This window comes from Curtobacterium sp. MCBD17_030 (assembly GCF_003224255.1).
Lineage (GTDB): Bacteria > Actinomycetota > Actinomycetes > Actinomycetales > Microbacteriaceae > Curtobacterium.
Map to the genome: position 1 here is coordinate 32249 of NZ_QKLI01000021.1, position 18769 is coordinate 51017.

An 18769-nucleotide genomic window follows, 5' to 3' on the forward strand; every position below is an offset into this window, starting at 1 on the left:
GGGAGGCCCGGGACCAGACGGTCCCGGGCCTCCCGTCCGTCGTCCGGCGCGTCCACCGCGCCCGGGGGCCCACCTGAGGCGACGGTCGCCGCCGACGGAGCAGGGTGGAGGCATGTCCGACACCCCCACCACCGCCGTCCTCTTCGACATCGACGGCACCCTGGCCGACTCCAACTACGCCCACATCGACGCTTGGTGGCGGGCCTTCCGCGCGGCGGGCGAGTCCGTGGACGCCTGGCGGATCCACCGGGCGATCGGGATGGACTCGTCGAAGCTCCTGGAGTCGCTGCTGCCGGACGGCTCGGACGAGGTCCGTGACACCGCGAAGCAGTTCCACACCGCCTACTACTCCGAGCACATGCCGCAGCTGCGGCTGCTGCCCGGTGCGCGTGACCTGCTCGAGGCGGTCGCCGGCCGCGGGCACGCCGTGGTGCTCGCGACGAGCGCCCCGCAGAACGAACTCGACCGGCTGTTGGAACTCCTGGACGCCGACCGCTGGATCACCGCGGTGACGAGCGGCGAGGACGTCGAGCAGGCGAAGCCAGACCCCGGGATCATCGAGGTCGCACTGCAGAAGGTGGGCGTGGACCCCGAGCGTGCCGTCATGATCGGCGACGCGATGTGGGACGTCGAGGCGTCTGGTCGCGTCGGGGTGACCTGCATCGGCGTGATGACCGGCGGCATCGGCGGGGACGAGCTGCGCGGTGCCGGCGCCGCGGCCGTGTACGACGACGCTGCGGCCCTGCTCGAGGACCTCGACGGCAGCCCGATCGGCTCGCTCTCCTGACGCGACCCGTGCGCACGCGTCCGCCCGTCGCGTGTCAGGATGGACGATCGTGATCACCATCGAACGCGTGCCCTGGGAAGACCCGCGCGGAGTCGCACTCCGCGCGACCATGGACGAGGAGATGCACGAGCGGTACGGCGACTCCAACCCCGGTGAGGCTCCCGAGGTCACCGCGGAGCGCAACCGCGTGCTGTCGGTCGACCCGTCCACCGTCGTGACGTCCCTGCTCGCCGTCGACGACGACGGGACCGTCCTCGGGCACATCGCCGTCCGCCGACTCGGAGACGAGATCGAGTTGAAGCGCCTCATCGTCCTGGCGGCCGCCCGGGGCAAGGGTGCCGCGACCGCGCTCCTCGACGAGTGCGCCCGCGTGGGCCGCGAGCAGGGGGCCACGCGTCTGGTCCTGCAGACCGGCGACAAGCAGCCCGAGGCCGTGGCGCTGTACGAGAAGACCGGGTGGAACCGCATCGACGTGTACGAGCCGTACGCCGAGACGATGCCCTGGTCGTACTGCTTCGCGAAGGCGATCTGAAGCTGCCGCAGGCCGTGCAGGCCGTGCAGGACGGCATCGTCAACGCCTACGCCGACTCGCTGTCGCCGGTGTTCTGGTACCTGCTGCCGTTCATCGCCGCGGCGCTCGTGCTCGCGCTCTTCATCCCGCAGATACGGCTGGCGGACGCTGCCGGCATGGTCGCCCGCGGCGAGGCGGTCGGCGGCGACGAGGCGGACGCGCTCGAGCGAGCGCGTCGCGACGGTGCGGTGCGGGGTGACGTGCCGGCCGGGTCCGAGCCCGAGTCGCCCGAGCGGGTCGGCTCGCAGACCGGATCGGTCTCGACGACCCGGCACGACGAGTAGACGCGACCGACGGTCGGACGGGAGGCTCCCCACCAGGTGGTGGGGAGCCTCCCGTCCGACGTCTGCTCGGTCTCAGGCCCCGGTGCTCGCGCGGGGGACCAGGCGGGTGGGCAGCGCCGGGTCCGGGGCGTCGACGCAGTCGAGTGCAGCGAGGAGCCGGAGCGCCGCCGCTCGTCCGAGTTCCGCACCGGGGAGGGCGACGCTCGTCAGGCTGGGCGCGGTGACCGAGGACGAGGGCAGGTCGTCGAACCCGGCGACCGCCAGGGTCGCCGGGACGGCGATGCCGCGCTCGGCGGCGACCCGGAGGACCCCGTACGCCAGTGTGTCGGCGGCTGCGACGACGGCCGTGACCCCGTCAGCGAGCCACGCGTCGACGACCTGCTCGACGACGGTCGCCGCGGCGTCGATCGTCAGGTCCGCCTGTGCTGCCACGGGCGACGTCGTGATGCCGGCGGTGGCGGTCGCCTGCTCGAACAGCGTGCGGCGGACCGCGAACGTCGTCGCGTGTGAGGTCCCGTCGAGGTAGGCGACCCGGCGGTGTCCGGCCGCGGCGAGGTGGGCGACCAGCGCCTCCACCCCGGCGGTGAGGTCGTAGTTGACCGCACCGGGGCCGCCCGGTGCGTCGAGCAGGACGACGGGGACGCTCGCGGACATCGATGCGCTCTCGGCCGGGGCGTCGACCAGGATCCCGGCGGGGCGGAGCCGCTCGAAGCGGCGGACGTCGGCGTCCACCGGCTGCGCGCCGCGCTCGGTGACGGACAGCACGAGCTGGAAGCGGTCACCGACGGTGTCCCGGACGCCGCGGATGACCTCGGCGAAGAACGGGTTCGACAGGTCGGGCGCGATGAGCACCACGAGGTCGCCGCTGCCGCGCGCCAGGGAGCTCGCCGCGTGGTCCACGACGTAGCCGAGCTGCTCGACGGCGTCCCGGACCCGGTCGGCGATCGGTGTCGAGACCCGCCCGCGGTCCTTGCCGTTGACGACGAGGGAGACCGTGGCGATGCTCGTGCCGGCACGTTCGGCCACCATCGCGGCGGTCACCCGGCCGGACGGAGCGGGGCGTCTGCGCGGGGACGAGGGCACGCGTCGATGCTAGCGACGGTGGGAACGCGAGATCCGCACGACTTGACGTCAAGCGCTTGATGCGCTGAGATGTCAAACGCTTGACGCGGTGTGCATGGCGCGTCAGGCCCCGACCTCCTGCCGGCCGGCCCGACCCCTGGGCCGACGGCTCCCCGACGAAGTGGAGCAGCCTCGTGACCGACGCCCCCCGCACCCCCGCGAAGATCATCCTCGACTGCGACCCCGGCCACGACGACGCCGTCGCGATGCTGCTCGCGCACGGCAACCCGGACGTCGAGCTGCTCGCCGTGACCACCGTCGTCGGGAACCAGACCCTGCCGAAGGTCACCCGGAACGCGCTCGCCGTGGCCCGGATCGCGGGGATCACCGGCGTGCCCTTCGCTGCCGGCGCCGCGCGACCGCTGCTCCGCCAGGTCGAGGTCGCCCCGGAGATCCACGGCGAGAGCGGCCTCGACGGACCCGTCCTGCCGGAGCCATCGTTCGAGCTCGACGAGCGGCACGCGGTCGACCTGATCATCGACACCGTGATGGCGCACGAGCCGGGGACCGTCACGATCGTTCCGACCGCCGGCCTGACGAACATCGCGCTCGCCGTCCGCAAGGAGCCCCGCATCGTCGAGCGCGTCAAGCAGGTCGTGCTGATGGGCGGCGGTGTCCACGTCGGCAACTGGAGCCCGGTCGCCGAGTTCAACATCGTCATCGACCCCGAGGCCGCGTCGATCGTCTTCGACGCCGGCTGGGAGGTCGTCATGGTCGGACTCGACCTCACCCACCAGGCGCTCGCCACCCCCGAGGTCGCCGCCCGCATCGCCGCCGTCGGCACCGGACCCGCCGCGTTCGTGGGGGAGCTCCTCGACTTCTTCGGCAAGGCGTACCAGGACGTCCAGGGCTTCGACGCCCCGCCGGTGCACGACCCGTGCGCCGTCGCGTACGTCATCGACCCGACGATCGTGCGCGCCGTGAAGGTCCCGATCCGCGTCGAGACCCAGGGCACGCTGACCCTCGGCATGACCGTCGCCGACTTCCGTTCCCCGGCGCCGGAGGACTGCCACACCAGCGCCGCGATGGAGCTCGACCACGGCCGGTTCTGGGACCTGGTGATCGACGCCCTCGAGCGCATCGGCGAGACGCCCGACACCGGTTGGACGCCCCGTGCGGCGGCGGACGGGCTCGACGCGGGCCTGACCACGCAGCCGAGCGCCACGTCGGAGGTCTGAGCGCGATGAGCACCCCCTCGACGACGAAGTCGATGCCGGCGAAGTCGATCGGCGCGCTCACCGCAGCGCTCCTCGCCGCGTGCATCGCGTTCCAGCTCAACGCCAGCATGCTCAGCCCCGCGCTGGTCACGATGGCACGCGAGCTCCGGACCGACGACGCGACGATCGGTCTCTCGCAGACGCTGTACTTCACGCTCGCCGCGCTGTTCTCCCTGTTCCTGCCCCGGCTGTCGGACATCGTCGGGCGCAAGCGCGTGCTGGTCGGGATGCTCGCGGTGATGGTCGTCGGCAGTGTCGTCGCCGCCCTCGCGGTGAACGTGCCGATGCTCTTCACCGGCCGGATCATCCAGGGCGTGACGGGCCCGGTCGTCCCGATCAGCCTGCTCGTGCTGCGCAACGAGATCCGGGACCCGAAGCGTTACGGCGCCGCCCTCGGGCTGCTCACCGCGGTGAACGGTGGCATCGCGGGCATCGACGCCCTCGCCGGCGGCTGGATCGCGACCCACTTCGGCTTCCGCGGCATCTTCTGGGTCATCGCCGTCGTCACTGTGATCGCCCTGGCACTCGTCACCATCTGGGGCGTGGAGTCGAAGCCGTCCGAGGGCACCCGGATGGACTGGGTCGGCGTCGTCCCGCTCGTGGTCTCGGTCGGCGCGCTGCTGACCGCGTTCAACGAGGCGGGCAAGCTCGGCGACGCGGACCCGGCGGTCGTCATCGGCGGCATCGTCCTGGCCCTCGTCGCCTTCGCCGTGTTCTGGACGGTCGAGTCGCGGGTGCGGGAACCGCTCGTGGAGACCCGGTTCCTCCGACGGCGGGCCACCTGGGCGCTCCTCGCCACCACGTTCCTCACCATGACCGGCGTGTTCGCCGTGGTGAACGGGCTCGTCACCTCGCTCGCCCAGAACGGGGACGCGGGCTTCGGGATGGAGGCCGACCTCGCCTCCCTCGTGTTCCTCACGCCGTACGCGCTGGTCGGCTGGATCGTCGGGCCGTTCGCCGGTCGGCTCGCCCCGACGCTGGGCTACCGGGCCGTCCTGCGCGTCGGGCTGGTCGGCAGCATCGTCGCGACCATCCTGATGGCGATCGTCGGCGTGCACTCGTTGCCCGTACTCGTCGTCGCGACCGTGCTCATCGGCATCACGTACGCCGGCATCGCGAACATCATCCTCAACGGCCTGGGCATCGTGCTGTCGCCGGACTCGAACCCCGGGTTCCTGCCCGGACTCAACGCCGGCGCGTTCAACCTCGGCGCCGGCGTCAGCTTCGCCGTGCTGCCCGCGCTGCAGATCGCGCTCGGGGTCGGCGGTTCCTCGGGCACCGCCGGGTACTCCGGTGGGATGCTGCTCGGAGCCGTGATCACGACCGCTGCCCTGGCGACCTCGTTCCTCATCCCCCGTCCCGAGGGTGCCGAGACCACGGCCGCCACCCCGCAGAAGGAGACCGTCCGATGACCGACACCATCGTGATCGTCGGGTCGCTGAACGCGGACCTCGTCGTCCGCACCGAGCGCTTCCCGCAGCCGGGGGAGACCCTGCACGGGTCCGACCTGGCGATCCTGCCCGGGGGCAAGTCCGCCAACCAGGCCGTCGCGGCCGGGAGGCTCGGGGGAACCGTCCGCATGGTCGGCGCGGTCGGCGACGACGGCAACGGCACACTGCTCCGCGACTCCGTCGCGGCCTCGGGTGCGGACACCAGGGACGTCGTCGTCCGGCCGGGGACGGCCACCGGCACCGCCGTCATCACGGTCGACGGCCGCGGCGAGAACACCATCGTCATCTCCGGCGGCGCCAACGCCACGTTCTCGGCCGAGGACCTGCCCGCCGACCTCTTCCGGGACGCCGCCGTCCTCGGGCTGTGCCTCGAGGTCCCGATGGAGGCTGTGCTCGCCGCCGCCCGTGCCGCACACGCTGCCGGGGTGGCCGTGCTGACGAACCTGTCCCCGTTCGGCGACGTCCCACCGGAGCTCCTCGACCTGACCGACGTCCTGCTCGTCAACGAGCACGAAGCCGCCGCCCTCGGGGACCACGGCGTCGCCCGGTCGATCGTCACCCGTGGCGGCGACGGCTCGGTCGTGCACGACGGGGACGCCGCGCCGGTCGAGGTCCCCGCTGTCCCCGTCGACGCGGTCGACACCACGGGGTGTGGGGACGCCTTCATGGGGGCGGTCGCACTCCGGCTCGCCGCGGGGGACGCGCTCGTCGAGGCCGCGCGCTTCGCAGCCGGTGTCGGTGCGTACGCGGCGACCGGTGTCGGCGCACAGGCGTCCTACCCGACCACCGCGCAGCTGGAGGCGTTCCTCGGGACGTGATCCGGGGCCTCCCGCCCGACCACTAGCGTGGGCGCATGCGCGTCGGAGTCCTCGACATCGGTTCCAACACCGGTCACCTGCTCGTCGTCGACGCCCACGGCGGCGCAGCCCCGCTGCCCGCGTCGTCGTTCAAGCGACCACTGCGACTCGCGGAGCACCTGGACGACCGGGGTGCGGTGACGCCGGTGGGCATCGACGCGTTGACGGACTTCGTGGCCGAGTCCGTCCGTGTCGCCGAGGACCGCGGCTGTGAGGACATGCTCGGGTTCGCGACCTCCGCGGTACGTGACGCCGTGAACTCCGAAGCGGTCCTGGCACACGTGCAGGAGCAGACCGGTGTCGAACTCGCCGTGCTCTCCGGGTCGGACGAGGCCCGCCTGACGTTCCTGGCCGTGCGCCGCTGGTTCGGCTGGTCCGCCGGCCGTCTCGCGGTCTTCGACATCGGCGGCGGGTCACTCGAGATCGCCGGCGGCGCGGACGAGGCGCCCGACGTCGCCTGGTCGATGCCGATCGGTGCCGCGCGGCTGGCCCGCACGTACTTCGCGGCCGGCACCCCCAGCCAGGACGAGCTGCGTCGGGTCCGGCACGAGGTCCGCATCGAGATCGCCCGCGAAGCGGGGCGGCTCCTGCGGTCCGGAGCTCCGGACCGTGCGGTCGCGACCTCGAAGACGTTCCGCTCCATCGCCCGGATCTGCGGCGCAGCGCCGTCTGCCGCAGGGCCGCTCGTGCCCCGGCTGCTCGACGGTGCGGTGCTCCGCGACCGGCTGCCGTCGCTCCTGACCATGTCGGTCGACGAGCTCGGGACGCTGCCCGGGGTCTCGCCGAGCCGGGCGCACCAGGTCGTGCCGGGGGCGCTCGTCGCCGAGGCCTGCCTGGACATCTTCGACCTGCCCGCGCTGGAGATCTGCCCGTGGGCGTTGCGCGAGGGCGTGATCCTCGAGCGGCTGGACCAGCTGTCGGTCCTCGGCTGACCGCTCCGGGTGGCAGCTGACGTCTGTCTCCCCTCACGAACGAGGCCAGCGCCTGCGCTCGGTTCCCCGAACGCAGGCGCTGGCCGGCTCCGCAACAGGCGGGCCTCGCCGTCCTGCTAGCGGATGCCGAGGATCTGCTTGATCTTCGACACGATCCAGTCGATCGCCTGTCCGATGTTGATCCAGTTCAGGACCTGCTGGACGTGGGCCTTCGCCCATGCGACGGCCCGCGCTCCGTACCTCGCCAGCAGCTGGAGGATCCGTGCGAACACAGCCATGGCTGTGCCCCCCTTCGATTCGTTTTTCGCTTCATCCGGGTCCCCGCGTGCACGCGTCTCCCCGACCGCAGTCGGTGCGGTGAGCACGACCGTGGCAGGTTGGCGCGCTCGAAGTCAAATACAGGATTCTGATAGGTGGCGTGAGAAATACACGTCGCGCGAAATCGGCTACGTTGTGTCCATCCCGGATCTCCCGGGCGGCGGAGACCGGAATTCGAGGGTGGGAACGATGACACGGCGGGCGACCTACGCGGCGACCAGATCCAAATGGTCGCGATCGTGGCGAGGCGAGGGGTACCGGCTCGTGAGCCTGCGTTCCCAGATGGCTCTGCTGGCGATCGCCGTCCTGGGAGCGCTCGCACTCGGCGCGGGGCAGGTCCTCGTCCTCGCACCGGCCGCGGCATCGGCGACGGTCGTGCGAGCAGCTGTGTCGGGCGCAGAGGTCAGCCCGTTCTTCCTGGGACTCGCGGCAGCGCTCTTCACCGCGGCTGATCTGTCATCCCGTCAGTTCGCACTGACACTCCTGCAGATGAACGATCGCACGCTCGTCTTCGTCGCGAAGACTGCGGTGCTGGCCACCGCAGGAGTGCTCACAGGGCTCGCCGTGGTGATGTTGCTCGTGCCGCTCGCGGCCTCTCGCACAGACGACGTCCTGCGTGCATCGCCGCTTGCGTGGCTGGCGCTCCCGGCCCTGCATCTCCTGTTCGTCTTGCTCGGCGCCGGGATCGGCATGCTCATGCGATCGCCCGTCCCCGCAGTGTTCGTCTACTTGGCCGTCGTCTGGGCGCTGCCGCTCCTCGTGGCGATCGCTGGGATATGGGCACCGAGTATCAGCGTCTCGGTCCTGCAGTTCGCGCCGGTGACGCTCACTGCTGCGCTGTTGGAGCCCTCGACGCAAGGGACCGCCGTCCTCCGATTCGTGGGACTGGACACCGCTCTCCTCATCGCCGGTCTGGTCAGTATCCGACGGTGGGGCATCCGATGAACCCCATCGTCCGACTCATCGGCGTCCGTCAAGGGTTCGGGGGGCACCAGGTGCTCACGGACCTCGACCTCGAAGTCCGCCCTGGCGAGGTACTTGGACTGCTCGGCGCGAATGGCTCCGGGAAGAGCACCCTCCTCCGGATCGTCGCTGGTATCGACACGGCGCAAGCTGGCGTCGTCGAATTCGGAGATGCCACGGACGGTCCTCTGCGGATCGGCGCGCTCCTCGACCCGGCGTGGCTTGACGACAGGCTCACGTGTCGTCAACACCTGGTGATCGCACACCTGTACTCCCGCGGTCGAGTACGCCGCGGTTCTGTGCAGGCGGCGCTGGCAACCGTCGGGCTCAGCGATGCGGAGCGCCGATGCGTGAAGCACCTCTCGCTCGGGATGCGTCAGCGGCTCGCGCTCGCCCTGGCGCTGGTCGATGAGCCGGACGTCCTGGTGCTGGACGAGCCGCTCAACGGTCTCGATCCCGACGGGGTGCTCTGGATGCGCGAACTCCTCCGGGGCTTCGCCAGTTCCGGACGAGCCGTGCTGCTCTCCTCGCATCTCATGGCTGAGATGGAGCGGATCGCCACCCGCGTGGTGCTCCTGACGAACGGTTCTCTGTCCCCACTCGACGGCCGGAGTCCGGCGCGGAACTCGGTCCGGCTCCGCGCGGAGTCGCGGGCTGGGGAACTCGTCCGCGCCTTGACGGCAGCCGGAGCGGACGTGGTCGTCACCGCCGACAGTTCGATCCTGGTGCGAGGGATGGAGCCAGCGCGGGTGTTCCGGACGGCGTTGTCCTCCGGGGCGGTGCTGTCGCACCTCGTCTCCGAAGCCCAGACCCTCGAAGAGCAGTACCGTGACGCGACATCGAACCGCCGGCGGTGAACGGCGCGGAGGTTTCGAGGCCCGTGAGTCGCTGCGAGCGGCGGAGATCGCAGCCAGGATGGTCGGTCGGATCGAAGCCTGGGCGGGAGGCATCATCGTCGCCGGAGGAGCGATCCTCTGCACGGTCTGGGCATCCGGGGCGTGGCGAACGTGTTGCTGGGTGGTGGCTGCACTTGCTCTGCTCAGTGCGGTCATCGAGTCTGTGCTCGTCATCCCGGTCGCAGTCCGTAACTTCCGTGTCGAGATCGTTCCGGGGGGCGTGCTCGTGTACCGGGGAGCAGTGTTCCGCTCAGTGGATCACATCCCCGGATCGAAGATCACGCTGGTCCGCCGTCAAGCGGGTCCGCTCCTGCAGCACCTCTGCGTCGCCAAGTGCGTGCTGTTCACCCCAGCGCGGGAAGTCTCGCTCCTGCCCATGTCGGACATGGACGTCGAGCGCCTGATGCAACTCGGGGCTGACGATGTCTGATCGTGTTCCACTTCGTCGTCCCCACCCGCGTTCCCTGCTCGTCCGGGCCGCGGTCGTGATGCGATCCGCTTGGCTGGTGGTCGGGTTCGGCGTGACGCTGACGGCGGCGCTCCCATCTGCCTGGGACACGGTGCTCTTGGTCGTCTTGGTCTACTACGGCTACACGCGGCTGGTGCAGGTCTTCTCCGGCTGGTGCACCGTGCGGTACGCGGCGAACAGGCGCGGCATCACGGTCCTCCGAGGACTCGTCGGCCGCGAGGAGAAGCGCCTCCCGTGGCGGTCCGTCGTCAGCGTGACCGTCGGTCAGACACTGGTGCAGCGCACCTTCGGTGTCGCGGATCTCCGGATCACACTGCGGGCATCGGAGATGGCGTCCGTCACGATCCAGGACCTCCTGACCGGCGAGGCTGCGCGCCTCGTGCGGCTCCACGGTCAGAGCCGGGCGGAGCGGGCCACCCCAGGTCTGCTCGACCCCGGACAGGTACTCGACGTCGCGCCGATCTTGGAGTCCGAGCCAGGACGGGTCGTGACTCCACCTCTCCGACCGTCCGATTTCGTGCTCATCGGGGTCTGCACCGGCGCATTCGTCTTCTTCCTGCCGAGCGTCTACTCCGCCGCATCCGAGATCCTGCCCTGGTTCGGTCTCTCCAGAACGGTGTTGCCATCCGTGCGTGAGATCGCTCGGCTCGATCCTGTGGTGTCCGGCCTTGCCGTCGGGATCGTTGCCGTCGGGAGCCTGGTCTACGGGTCCACCGTCGCGTGGGTCCGGTACCGAGGCTTCTCAGTGACGTGCAGTCCGAGCGGTGAGTTGGTCTTCGCCGCGGGGCTGGCGCAGAGGGAGCAGCGTGTCGTCGTGTCGGAGGACGTTGCAGCGTACGAGTTCCGAAGACCCGTGTTGATGCTTCTCGGGAACCGCGTCGTCCTCCGTGCCGTCGTTCGAGGAGGCAGCGGGCTCGTGACCCGGAACCTCTTGCTGCCATTGACCCGCATGCCGCAAGCCGTCGAGATGCTCCGCTTCCTCACCGGTCTGCCGTCCGCTGATCTGGTCGACGGGTCTCGTCGAACTCGAGCCCTGCCCGTCGTGCTGGTCGCCGTCGCGGGGAGTTTGCTCCTCGCCACCGTCGTGTCTGTGACCCTGGCTCCGCTCGCGCTGGTTGCTGTGGCCGCGGCGTTCCTCCTGCTCCGAGCGGCAGACAGCCACATCGGTCACATCCGGGTCGCAACCAGTGCGTCCGGCGGCCGGTGGGTCATCGCACAGCGGGGGACGCTGTTCCGATCCGTGTGGGTGGTCAGGGCGGACTCGGTCGACGTGTCCCGGTGGGTCGGGTTCTCCAGGCAGCGCGGCACGCAGACCGTGACACTCCGCGGGCGGCACACCGTTCGACTCACCGTGTGGCCCGCATCCGCTCGTCTCGCAGCTCTGCTGCGTCGGGAGTTGGACTCGTCGACGCCGCTCACTCTGGAAAGGAATCCTCGATGACCGACCTCCTCATCGCACTGTGTGTCGCCGCGTTCTTCGGAGCAGCCTGGTCCGCCGGCCGGTTCCTGCCGAATGTCGTTGCCGCCTGCTTCCCGGTTGCGGTCCTGACGGCCGTGATCATCGTCGCGGCCACCGGTGGTCTGGGCACAGTCCGCGACTGGTTGATGGCAGGGGTGGTGATCTGCATCACCGCGATCATCACCTCGGCTGGCCGTGGCCGTGGCCGTGGCCGTGGCTCGCGGCGGCGACGGAACCGCCCGACGGCAGGATCCTGAGGAAGTGGTCGTTGCGCGAGCCGCGTGCCGCTGCTGTCCGACAAGAGCAGACAGTACCTGTGCGCCTGAGCAAGTCCTCGTGCCACATCGACCACCGTCCCAGAACGGTGCACCACGGTTGCTGGGCGGCGGCGACCACGATCAGCGCGGGCACCCCGCCGCGCCACGTCGCCTTCATGTCGCTGCGGTCCTCGGACCGGGCGAGCAATGCCGCCGCGCCCACCCGGACCTCCACCGCGGACACCGGCGCGTTCCCGCCGGAGCTGCGGCTGCCCGGAGACGCCGTGCCCTGGGCGCAGCACGTGCTCGCCGCACCGATCGAAGACCCGGAGTCGATCGACGTGACCGCGGGCTGGGCTGCACTCCGGCAGACCCACGACGCCACCTCCGCCCCGCTCGCCACCCGCGCTGCCGCTTCCGGCGCGGCCCGCTGGCCCTGTGCCCCCGCAAGACGCCACCCCCGCGAAACGCAACGTCGGCGAGGGCGCGCGAGGGTACTGCGTTGCGGGCAGCCGTCGACGTTGCGTTTCGCGATCAGGGACGGCGGGGCGGCGCCAGCAGCCAGGGGCGGATGAGCTTCGTCACGAAGGGCAGCACCCAGAACGTCATGATCGGTGTGAGCACCAGCGTCGTGACGAGCACCCGGGGGAGCGCGGCCAGGCCCGCGAACGACGGCAGCAGCCACCCGACCAGGACCGTGAACACCAGGTTGACCGGGAAGAACCCGAGCCAGATGCTGACGGCCTGCTTCCACCGCGGCGGCGCGCTCGACGCCGGGGCGTCCTGCGGCACGTCGAACCACCCCTCGATGCCGGTGCGCTTCTCGACACGGGACTCCACGACCAGGTCCCGACCGAGGTCCAGCCAGCGCAGGCGGTCGTCCGAGACCTCCCACGTGGACAGGGAGTCGTGGTCCGCGAACCGGTAGAGCATGTGCCACTCGCGGGACCGCGCCGTGGACCGGACCCACCCGGAGCCGAGGAAGCCCGGGTACCGGTTGGCGAGGTTCACGCCCGACTGCACCCACAGCGTGACCTCGGGGATGCGCTCCGGTTCGACGAGGCGGGTGATGGACACGGTGACGGGTGGGCCGGTGATCTCGGGTGGAGACTGGGCCCCCGTCGCCGGCTCCTGACCGACGCGCCAGCGGCGGGCAGGCCGTGCCGATGGGAACAGGCTGCCAGGCTCTTGTGGAATCATCCGTCCAGTGTCCCGCTGCTCGTGTCAACACGCGCATGACGGCCCGGCTGCGGGCGGCGACGACGACACTGCGTACATTCGGCGCATGAGCACGACCGACAGCGAGCCCCGCGGCACGGAGCGCGGGCGCAACGAGACCTCGGCGGAGCGCTGGGACCGGAACTGGGCCGACATCCAGCAGGAGCTCCGCATCGTCCAGACCGGCACGCAGATCCTCGGTGGGTTCCTCCTGACCCTGCCGTTCCAGCAGCGCTTCCGTTCCCTGACCGAGCTGCAGGAGACGACCTACCTCGTGCTGGTGGTCCTGGCCGTCGTCGTCACCGTGGTCGCGCTGTCCGCGGTCGCGACCCACCGCCTGGTGTTCCGGCAGCGACAGAAGCACGAGCTGGTCCGGGCCGGCAACGCGATCCTGCTCGTCGCCCTGTTCGCCAGTGCGCTGCTGTTCGCCGGGACGGTGCTGTTCGTCTTCGACGTGGTGCTCGGCGACCGCGGCGGACTGGTCGGCGGTGCCGCGGTCTTCATCGGGACGGCTGCACTGTGGACGACGCTGCCGTTCGTCCTGCGACGGCGGACGGGTGGGTCGGGTCAGGGCAGCTGAGCAGCCGTCAGCGTCTCCGGCCGGGAGGCCCTCAACTCGCCTTCTTCTTCGCCGGCGCCCGCTTCGCGGCCGACTTCTCTGCAGCCGGCTCGTCCTCCGCGGGGGCCTTCTTCGCGGTCGACCGCTTCGCCGGAGCCTTCGCCGGGGCCGCCTTCGCCGGGGCCTTCGCGGCCGAGGCCCGCTTCGCCGCCGGCTTCCGGTCGGACGAGTCGTCCGCGTCGTCGTCGGAACCGGCCGTGCGCGATCGCGAGCCGGACGTGGAACGCGACCCCGAGCCTCCCGACCGGGCTCCGCCCCCGCGGTTCTTGTCGACGGACGCGCGCAGTGCGGCCATCAGGTCGATGACGTCCCCACCGGTGTCGTCGTCGTCCGACTCGTCCTTGCCGAACGTCTCCGCGGTGTCGACATCGTCGCCCGCCTCGAGCTTCGCGTCGATGAGCTGCTGCAGCTCCTCCTGGTACTCGTCCGTGTAGCGGTCCGGGTCGAAGTCGGTCGACATGCTCTCGACGAGCGACGACGACATCTTCAGCTCGTTCGCGCTGACCTTGACCGACGTGTCGAGGGCCTTGAAGTCGGCAGCACGGACCTCGTCGCCCCACAGGAGCCCCTGCAGCAGCAGGACGTCGTCGTGCACGCGGAGCACCCCGAGCCGCGTCTTCTGCCGGAGCGTGAACTGCACGATCGCCAGGCGGTCGGTCTGCTCGAGCGTCTTCCGGAGCAGGACGTACGCCTTCGGGGAGCGGGAGTCCGGCTCCAGGTAGTACGTCTTCTCGAACATCATCGGGTCGACCTGGTCGACGGGCACGAACTCCAGGACCTCGACCTCGTGCGACTGCTCCTGCGGCAGCTGCTTGAAGTCGTCGGGGGTGAGGACCACCGTCTTCTCACCGTCGTCGTAGGCACGTTGGATGTCGCCGTACTCGACCTCGTGCCCGAGCTCGCACACCCGCTTGTACCGGATGCGTGCCTTGTCCTCGTCGTGGATCTGGTGCAGGGAGACGTCGTGCGTCTCGGTCGCCGCGTAGACCTTGATGGGCACGTTGACGAGCCCGAACGCGATGGAGCCCTTCCAGATCGACCTCATGCGCTCATGATGCTCGTGCGGACGGGTCACCGCTCCCGGTTCCGAGCGGATCGCCAGGTGCGGTGGGGTCGGGACCGGCGTATCGTCGCCGCCCATGACGGGGGAAGCGGCAGCGGGAGTGGACGATCGGCTGGACCTCGGCGGGTGGGTGCAGCTCGGACTGATGGTGCTCCTCGGAGCGGGGATCGCGGTCGTGGTCGGGGTGCTCATCGACGGTCCCTTCCCCTGGGTCACCGTCGTGGTCATCGGAGTGGCGCTCGCCGTGGTGTTGCCGGTGGCGCAGCTGCGCCGGTGGTGGTCCCGTGGCGGGCGCTCCGCCGTCGTCGAGACCGGCTCCTGGTTGCGGTCCGGCCGGGTGCCGGAGGAGGTCCCGGACGCGGTGTGGCGACCGCGGGTCCGTCAGCTCGAGGACGAGACCACGGGGCGCCTGGTCAGCGCGTGGGGTGCCGCGGTGGTCACCCTCCTCTGGGCCGGCTCCGCGCTGGACGGCGACGGCGCGGACTGGGCGTTGGTCCTCGTGTGGGCGGTCGTCGCGACGGTCGGCCTGGTGGGGTCCTACCGCCGGCGTGGCGCGGCACGGCGGCTCCTCAGCACTCGGCACCGGGTCGTCTCGACCGACTGACGCTCGGCCCCGGCGCACGTCTCCCCCTCCACGGCCGGGAGGCACGTCCCGCGTTCTCCACGGACGTCGCCACTCCTGTGTCGCCGGTCCGGTTCCGCGAGCACGATGGGCCCATGAGCCAGCTCGACAAGCAGGACCCACGAGACCAGTACGCACGGCCGCCGTTCCCCGCGCAGACGCAGCAGGGGTCCGGGCGAGCGGCGGAGCTCGACCCGCCCGCCGACCACGGTGAGACGAGCTACCAGGGCACCGGACGCATGCGTGGGTACCGCGTCCTCGTCACCGGCGCCGACTCGGGCATCGGCCGAGCCGCCGCGATCGCGATGGCGAAGGAAGGGGCCGACGTCGCCCTGAACGCCCTGCCGGAGGAGATCGACGACCTCACCGAGGTCCGCGACCTCGTCGCCGACCTCGGGCGTTCGGCGGTGATGCTGCCCGGCGACCTGACGGACGAGGCGTTCTGCACCGAACTCGTCCGTACCGCCGTCGACCTGCTCGGGGGACTCGACGCGCTGGTCCTGGTCGCCGGACACCAGAAGGTGCACGCGGACATCACCGAACAGAGCACCGAGGACTTCGACCGCACCATGAAGGTCAACCTCTACTCGTTGTTCTGGCTGACCCGCGCCGTGGTGCCGCACCTGGCCCCGGGCAGCGCGATCGTCACGACGAGTTCGGTGTCGGCGTACGAGCCGCAGGACCGGATGATCGACTACGCCGCCACGAAGGCCGCCATCATCACGTACACGAACGGGCTCGCGCGGCAGCTCGCGGCGAAGGGCATCCGGGCCAACACCGTGGTCCCCGGCCCGGTGTGGACCCCGCTGCAGCCGATCAGCTACCCCGGTGACGAGATCGCGGCCTACGGGCAGGACACCCCGTTCGGCCGTCCGGCGCAGCCCGTCGAGCTCGGCAGCGCCTACGTCTACCTGGCCGGTCCCGAGTCGTCCTACACGTCGGGCACCACGCTGACGGTCGGCGGTGCCACGGGGGTCGCGCTGTGAGTCCGGTCGCCAAGAAGACGACGGTGCAGGTGGGGGACCGGCGGCTCGCGCTGACGAACCTCGACAAGGTGCTGTACCCGGAGACCGGCACGACGAAGGGGCAGGTGGTCGCCTACTACGAGCGGATCGCCCCGTGGATGATCCCGCATGTCACCGGCCGCCCGATGACCCGGAAGCGCTGGGCGAACGGCGTCGACGGCAAGGTGTTCTTCGAGAAGAACCTGCCCGACTCGGCACCCGACTGGATCCGGCACCACACCATCCACCACGAGCACCACGACGTCGAGTACCCCGTCGTCGACGACCTGCCGACGCTGGTGTGGATGGCGCAGCAGGCCTCGCTGGAGCTGCACGTGCCGCAGTGGCGGTTCGGCCCGCGCGGAGGGCACCAGAACCCCGACCGGCTCGTGCTCGACCTGGACCCGGGGGACGGCGTCGGCCTGGCCGAGTGCGTCGAGGTGGCGGTCGCGGCCCGGGCCGTGCTGCAGGGCATGGGTCTCGAGCCGTACCCGGTGACCTCCGGGTCGAAGGGCATCCACCTGTACGCGGCCCTCGACGGCACGGCGAGCGCCCAGCAGGTGTCCGACGTCGCCCACGAGCTGGCGAAGGCGCTGGAGCAGGACATGCCCGACCTGGTGCTGTCGTCCATGAGCCGGGCTGAGCGTGCCGGCAAGGTGTTCGTCGACTGGTCGCAGAACAACGGCAACAAGACCACGATCGCGCCGTACTCGCTGCGCGGCCGCTCGCACCCGACGGTCGCGGCACCCCGGACGTGGAAGGAGCTGACCGAACCCGGGCTGGCGCACCTGACCCTCGACCAGGTCCTCGAGCGGATGCCGGACCTCGGCGACCTGCTGCACCCGGTCGCCGCCGCTGCGCTCGGGGTCGGGCGTGCGGACTCCGGGCACTGGGACGGCGCCCGGACCGAGGAGGTGAACGAGCGCGAGCGCCGAGAACGCCAGGCGATGCAGGAACGTCAGGATCCCCAGGATCCCCAGGACCGCGTGGAACCGCAGGACCGCCTGACGACCTACCGCGCCAAGCGCGACGCGGCGAAGACCCCGGAGCCCGTTCCGCAAGCGTCCCCGACCGTCCGGACCGACGGCACTCCCACCTTCGTCATCCAGGAGCACCACGCCACCCGCAACCACTACGACTTCCGCCTGGAGCACGACGGCGTCCTGGTGAGTTGGGCGCTGCCGAAAGGCGAACCGACCGACCCCGGTGCCAACCACCTCGCCGTCCACACCGAGGACCACCCGCTGGAGTACGGCGGCTTCGAGGGGATCATCCCGGCGGGTGAGTACGGCGGTGGCACGGTGACGATCTGGGACGACGGCACCTACGAGCTCGAGAAGTGGCGCGAAGACGAAGAGGTGATCGTCACCCTGCACGGCCGGACCAACGGCGTCCGCCGACTCGCGCTCCTGCACACCCGCGGTCGTGGGCGCGGCCGGTCCGGGGACGAGAAGAGCTGGCTCATCCACCGGACGAAGGACCAGCCGACCGCCGACGGCGACCAGCCCGCCAGTACCGGTGCCAGCTCCGACTCCGGACGACCGGCTGCCGGATCGCGGATCGAACGGGCTGCCGAGTCGGACACGGTGCCGGATCAACGCCGTACCATGCAGGCGTCGTTGCAGAAGGGCGAGCCCGCTCTGGACCCCGAGCAGTGGGCGTTCGAGATGAAGTGGGACGGCGTCCGCGCCCTGGCCACGGTGCGCGACGGCACGGTGCGGCTCCGCAGCCGGAACGGGAACGACCTGACCGACCAGTACCCGGAGCTGCAGGAACTCGCCCAGCACGCCGGCGTGGACGGGGTCTTCGACGGGGAGATCGTGGCGCTCGACGAGCACGGGCGCCCGTCGTTCCAGCTGTTGCAGAACCGCATGGGACTGACGAGACCGCGAGAGGTCAGCGCTGCCCGGGCGGCGACCCCGGTGCACCTGCTGCTGTTCGACGTGCTCGAAGCCGACGGGCACGAACTCACCCGGCTCGGGTACACCGCGCGGCGCGAAGCCCTGCGCACGGTCGTCGAACCCGGCGGCGCCATCGACGTCCCGTCCGAGTTCGACGGCGACCTCGCCGCGGCGATGACCGAGTCCCGGAAGCGAGGGCTCGAGGGTGTCGTGGCGAAGAAACGGTCATCGCGGTACGTCGAGGGTCGCCGCTCCGAGTCCTGGGTGAAGCTGAAGCACCACGCGACGCAAGAGGTCGTCGTCGGTGGGTGGAAGCCCGGGGCCGGTCGCCGCGAAGGGGGCATCGGGTCCCTGCTGCTCGGGATCCCGGGCGACGACGGTCTGGTCTACGTGGGCAAGGTCGGGACCGGGTTCCGCGACCGTGACCTCGACGAGATCGGGGCGGTGCTCGCCGACCTCGAGCAGGACGCTCCACCGTTCGTCGACGTCCCGCGACCGGACGCCAGGGACGCGCACTGGGTCCGGCCCGAGCGCGTGGGAGAAGTCGAGTTCGCGGAGTGGACGGGCGACGGACGACTCCGGCAGCCGTCGTGGCGTGGCTGGCGGAGCGACAAGGAGCCGGGCGACGTCGTGCGGGAGTGACGGGACTGCATCATGCGCCATGCGGACTCCGGAATCCGCATGCACAGGCATGAGGTCCGCCGCAGGCGAACTTCCGTCCCCCGTTGTCGTCGCACGCGGGGGACGATCACGCCGAGG

At 70.9% G+C, this 18769-nt stretch carries 19 protein-coding genes and 1 pseudogene; 16 read left to right on the forward strand and 4 right to left on the reverse strand.

The features are described from left to right. Nucleotides 1–112: 112 nt before the first annotated feature. The 3 genes and pseudogenes from DEI89_RS14825 to DEI89_RS18175 form a co-directional block, all read left to right on the forward strand. Nucleotides 113–787 (forward strand): HAD family hydrolase, encoded by a 675-nt coding sequence (locus DEI89_RS14825; RefSeq protein ID WP_110904828.1) that lies wholly within the window; start codon nt 113–115, stop codon nt 785–787. Between the two features lie 49 nt (nt 788–836). After that, nucleotides 837–1319 (forward strand): GNAT family N-acetyltransferase, encoded by a 483-nt coding sequence (locus DEI89_RS14830; protein WP_258368955.1) that lies wholly within the window; start codon nt 837–839, stop codon nt 1317–1319. A 23-nt stretch (nt 1320–1342) separates the two neighbouring features. Beyond that, nucleotides 1343–1642, forward strand: a pseudogene (locus tag DEI89_RS18175) (MFS transporter); the annotation flags it as partial. Nucleotides 1643–1714: 72 nt separating this feature from the next. Here DEI89_RS18175 and DEI89_RS14840 read toward each other — a convergent pair. Beyond that, nucleotides 1715–2725, reverse strand: coding sequence for a LacI family DNA-binding transcriptional regulator (locus DEI89_RS14840; RefSeq protein ID WP_258368956.1), 1011 nt, complete (start codon nt 2723–2725; stop codon nt 1715–1717). 245 nt (nt 2726–2970) lie between these two features. Between DEI89_RS14840 and DEI89_RS14845 the strand changes: the two genes are divergently transcribed. The 4 genes from DEI89_RS14845 to DEI89_RS14860 are packed head-to-tail and all read left to right on the forward strand — an operon-like array spanning nt 2971 to nt 7221. Continuing rightward, nucleotides 2971–3942, forward strand: coding sequence for a nucleoside hydrolase (locus tag DEI89_RS14845; RefSeq protein WP_375537628.1), 972 nt, complete (start codon nt 2971–2973; stop codon nt 3940–3942). Nucleotides 3943–3947: 5 nt separating this feature from the next. Continuing rightward, the gene (locus DEI89_RS14850; protein ID WP_110904830.1) at nt 3948–5393 is read left to right on the forward strand and encodes an MFS transporter; all 1446 of its coding nucleotides are present in this window, start codon (nt 3948–3950) and stop codon (nt 5391–5393) included. Continuing rightward, the gene (locus tag DEI89_RS14855) at nt 5390–6250 is read left to right on the forward strand and encodes a ribokinase (protein ID WP_110904831.1); all 861 of its coding nucleotides are present in this window, start codon (nt 5390–5392) and stop codon (nt 6248–6250) included. Before DEI89_RS14850 ends, DEI89_RS14855 begins: the two co-directional genes overlap by 4 nt. 35 nt (nt 6251–6285) lie before the next feature. After that, nucleotides 6286–7221, forward strand: a complete 936-nt coding sequence (locus DEI89_RS14860; RefSeq protein WP_110904832.1) for a Ppx/GppA family phosphatase — start codon at nt 6286–6288, stop codon at nt 7219–7221. Between the two features lie 116 nt (nt 7222–7337). Here DEI89_RS14860 and DEI89_RS14865 read toward each other — a convergent pair whose 3' ends face one another. Then, nucleotides 7338–7499, reverse strand: a complete 162-nt coding sequence (locus DEI89_RS14865; protein ID WP_110904833.1) for an aureocin A53 family class IId bacteriocin — start codon at nt 7497–7499, stop codon at nt 7338–7340. 304 nt (nt 7500–7803) lie between these two features. Here DEI89_RS14865 and DEI89_RS17855 point away from each other — a divergent pair, with 304 nt between their 5' ends. Genes DEI89_RS17855 through DEI89_RS14885 form a run of 5 tightly spaced genes read left to right on the forward strand, consistent with a single transcriptional unit; the run spans nt 7804 to nt 11583 of the window. After that, complete coding sequence (locus tag DEI89_RS17855; protein WP_181421683.1) at nt 7804–8484, forward strand: hypothetical protein; 681 nt, start codon at nt 7804–7806, stop codon at nt 8482–8484. Beyond that, nucleotides 8481–9359, forward strand: coding sequence for an ATP-binding cassette domain-containing protein (locus DEI89_RS14870; protein ID WP_181421684.1), 879 nt, complete (start codon nt 8481–8483; stop codon nt 9357–9359). The genes DEI89_RS17855 and DEI89_RS14870 overlap by 4 nt, the downstream gene beginning before the upstream one ends. A gap of 58 nt (nt 9360–9417) precedes the next feature. Further along, a complete protein-coding gene (locus DEI89_RS14875) occupies nt 9418–9828 on the forward strand; it encodes a PH domain-containing protein (protein WP_146236820.1) in 411 nt (136 codons plus the stop codon). A 58-nt stretch (nt 9829–9886) separates the two neighbouring features. Continuing rightward, the gene (locus DEI89_RS14880) at nt 9887–11308 is read left to right on the forward strand and encodes a PH domain-containing protein (protein WP_181421685.1); all 1422 of its coding nucleotides are present in this window, start codon (nt 9887–9889) and stop codon (nt 11306–11308) included. After that, nucleotides 11305–11583 carry a hypothetical protein gene (locus DEI89_RS14885; protein WP_110904837.1) on the forward strand — a complete coding sequence of 93 codons (279 nt, stop codon included), beginning with the start codon at nt 11305–11307 and terminating at the stop codon, nt 11581–11583. Before DEI89_RS14880 ends, DEI89_RS14885 begins: the two co-directional genes overlap by 4 nt. Before the next feature lie 534 nt (nt 11584–12117). Here the strand turns inward: DEI89_RS14885 and DEI89_RS14895 are convergent. Beyond that, nucleotides 12118–12660, reverse strand: coding sequence for an antibiotic biosynthesis monooxygenase (locus DEI89_RS14895; protein WP_258366322.1), 543 nt, complete (start codon nt 12658–12660; stop codon nt 12118–12120). Nucleotides 12661–12868: 208 nt separating this feature from the next. On the opposite strand from DEI89_RS14895, the gene DEI89_RS14900 reads away from it, so the two are divergent. Further along, nucleotides 12869–13381 (forward strand): DUF6328 family protein, encoded by a 513-nt coding sequence (locus tag DEI89_RS14900; protein WP_110904839.1) that lies wholly within the window; start codon nt 12869–12871, stop codon nt 13379–13381. A gap of 31 nt (nt 13382–13412) precedes the next feature. Here DEI89_RS14900 and DEI89_RS14905 read toward each other — a convergent pair whose 3' ends face one another. Next, nucleotides 13413–14465, reverse strand: coding sequence for a Ku protein (locus DEI89_RS14905; protein ID WP_110904840.1), 1053 nt, complete (start codon nt 14463–14465; stop codon nt 13413–13415). Between the two features lie 94 nt (nt 14466–14559). Here DEI89_RS14905 and DEI89_RS14910 point away from each other — a divergent pair, with 94 nt between their 5' ends. The 3 genes from DEI89_RS14910 (at nt 14560) to DEI89_RS14920 (ending at nt 18652) form a co-directional block, all read left to right on the forward strand. Continuing rightward, nucleotides 14560–15087, forward strand: a complete 528-nt coding sequence (locus tag DEI89_RS14910) for a hypothetical protein (protein ID WP_146236821.1) — start codon at nt 14560–14562, stop codon at nt 15085–15087. A gap of 113 nt (nt 15088–15200) precedes the next feature. Further along, complete coding sequence (locus DEI89_RS14915; RefSeq protein ID WP_110904842.1) at nt 15201–16091, forward strand: SDR family oxidoreductase; 891 nt, start codon at nt 15201–15203, stop codon at nt 16089–16091. After that, nucleotides 16088–18652, forward strand: coding sequence for an ATP-dependent DNA ligase (locus DEI89_RS14920; protein ID WP_110904843.1), 2565 nt, complete (start codon nt 16088–16090; stop codon nt 18650–18652). Before DEI89_RS14915 ends, DEI89_RS14920 begins: the two co-directional genes overlap by 4 nt. Nucleotides 18653–18769 lie beyond the last annotated feature (117 nt).

Coding starts and splice junctions, on each gene's coding strand:
- DEI89_RS14915 (WP_110904842.1), top strand. CDS start 15,201: ATGAGCCAGCTCGACAAGCAGGACCCACGAGACCAGTACGCACGGCCG.
- DEI89_RS14910 (WP_146236821.1), top strand. CDS start 14,560: ATGACGGGGGAAGCGGCAGCGGGAGTGGACGATCGGCTGGACCTCGGC.
- DEI89_RS14885 (WP_110904837.1), top strand. CDS start 11,305: ATGACCGACCTCCTCATCGCACTGTGTGTCGCCGCGTTCTTCGGAGCA.
- DEI89_RS14875 (WP_146236820.1), top strand. CDS start 9,418: ATGGTCGGTCGGATCGAAGCCTGGGCGGGAGGCATCATCGTCGCCGGA.
- DEI89_RS14850 (WP_110904830.1), top strand. CDS start 3,948: ATGAGCACCCCCTCGACGACGAAGTCGATGCCGGCGAAGTCGATCGGC.
- DEI89_RS14880 (WP_181421685.1), top strand. CDS start 9,887: ATGCGATCCGCTTGGCTGGTGGTCGGGTTCGGCGTGACGCTGACGGCG.
- DEI89_RS14845 (WP_375537628.1), top strand. CDS start 2,971: ATGCTGCTCGCGCACGGCAACCCGGACGTCGAGCTGCTCGCCGTGACC.
- DEI89_RS14870 (WP_181421684.1), top strand. CDS start 8,481: ATGAACCCCATCGTCCGACTCATCGGCGTCCGTCAAGGGTTCGGGGGG.
- DEI89_RS14905 (WP_110904840.1), bottom strand. CDS start 14,465: ATGAGGTCGATCTGGAAGGGCTCCATCGCGTTCGGGCTCGTCAACGTG.
- DEI89_RS14900 (WP_110904839.1), top strand. CDS start 12,869: ATGAGCACGACCGACAGCGAGCCCCGCGGCACGGAGCGCGGGCGCAAC.
- DEI89_RS14825 (WP_110904828.1), top strand. CDS start 113: ATGTCCGACACCCCCACCACCGCCGTCCTCTTCGACATCGACGGCACC.
- DEI89_RS14860 (WP_110904832.1), top strand. CDS start 6,286: ATGCGCGTCGGAGTCCTCGACATCGGTTCCAACACCGGTCACCTGCTC.
- DEI89_RS14855 (WP_110904831.1), top strand. CDS start 5,390: ATGACCGACACCATCGTGATCGTCGGGTCGCTGAACGCGGACCTCGTC.
- DEI89_RS14865 (WP_110904833.1), bottom strand. CDS start 7,499: ATGGCTGTGTTCGCACGGATCCTCCAGCTGCTGGCGAGGTACGGAGCG.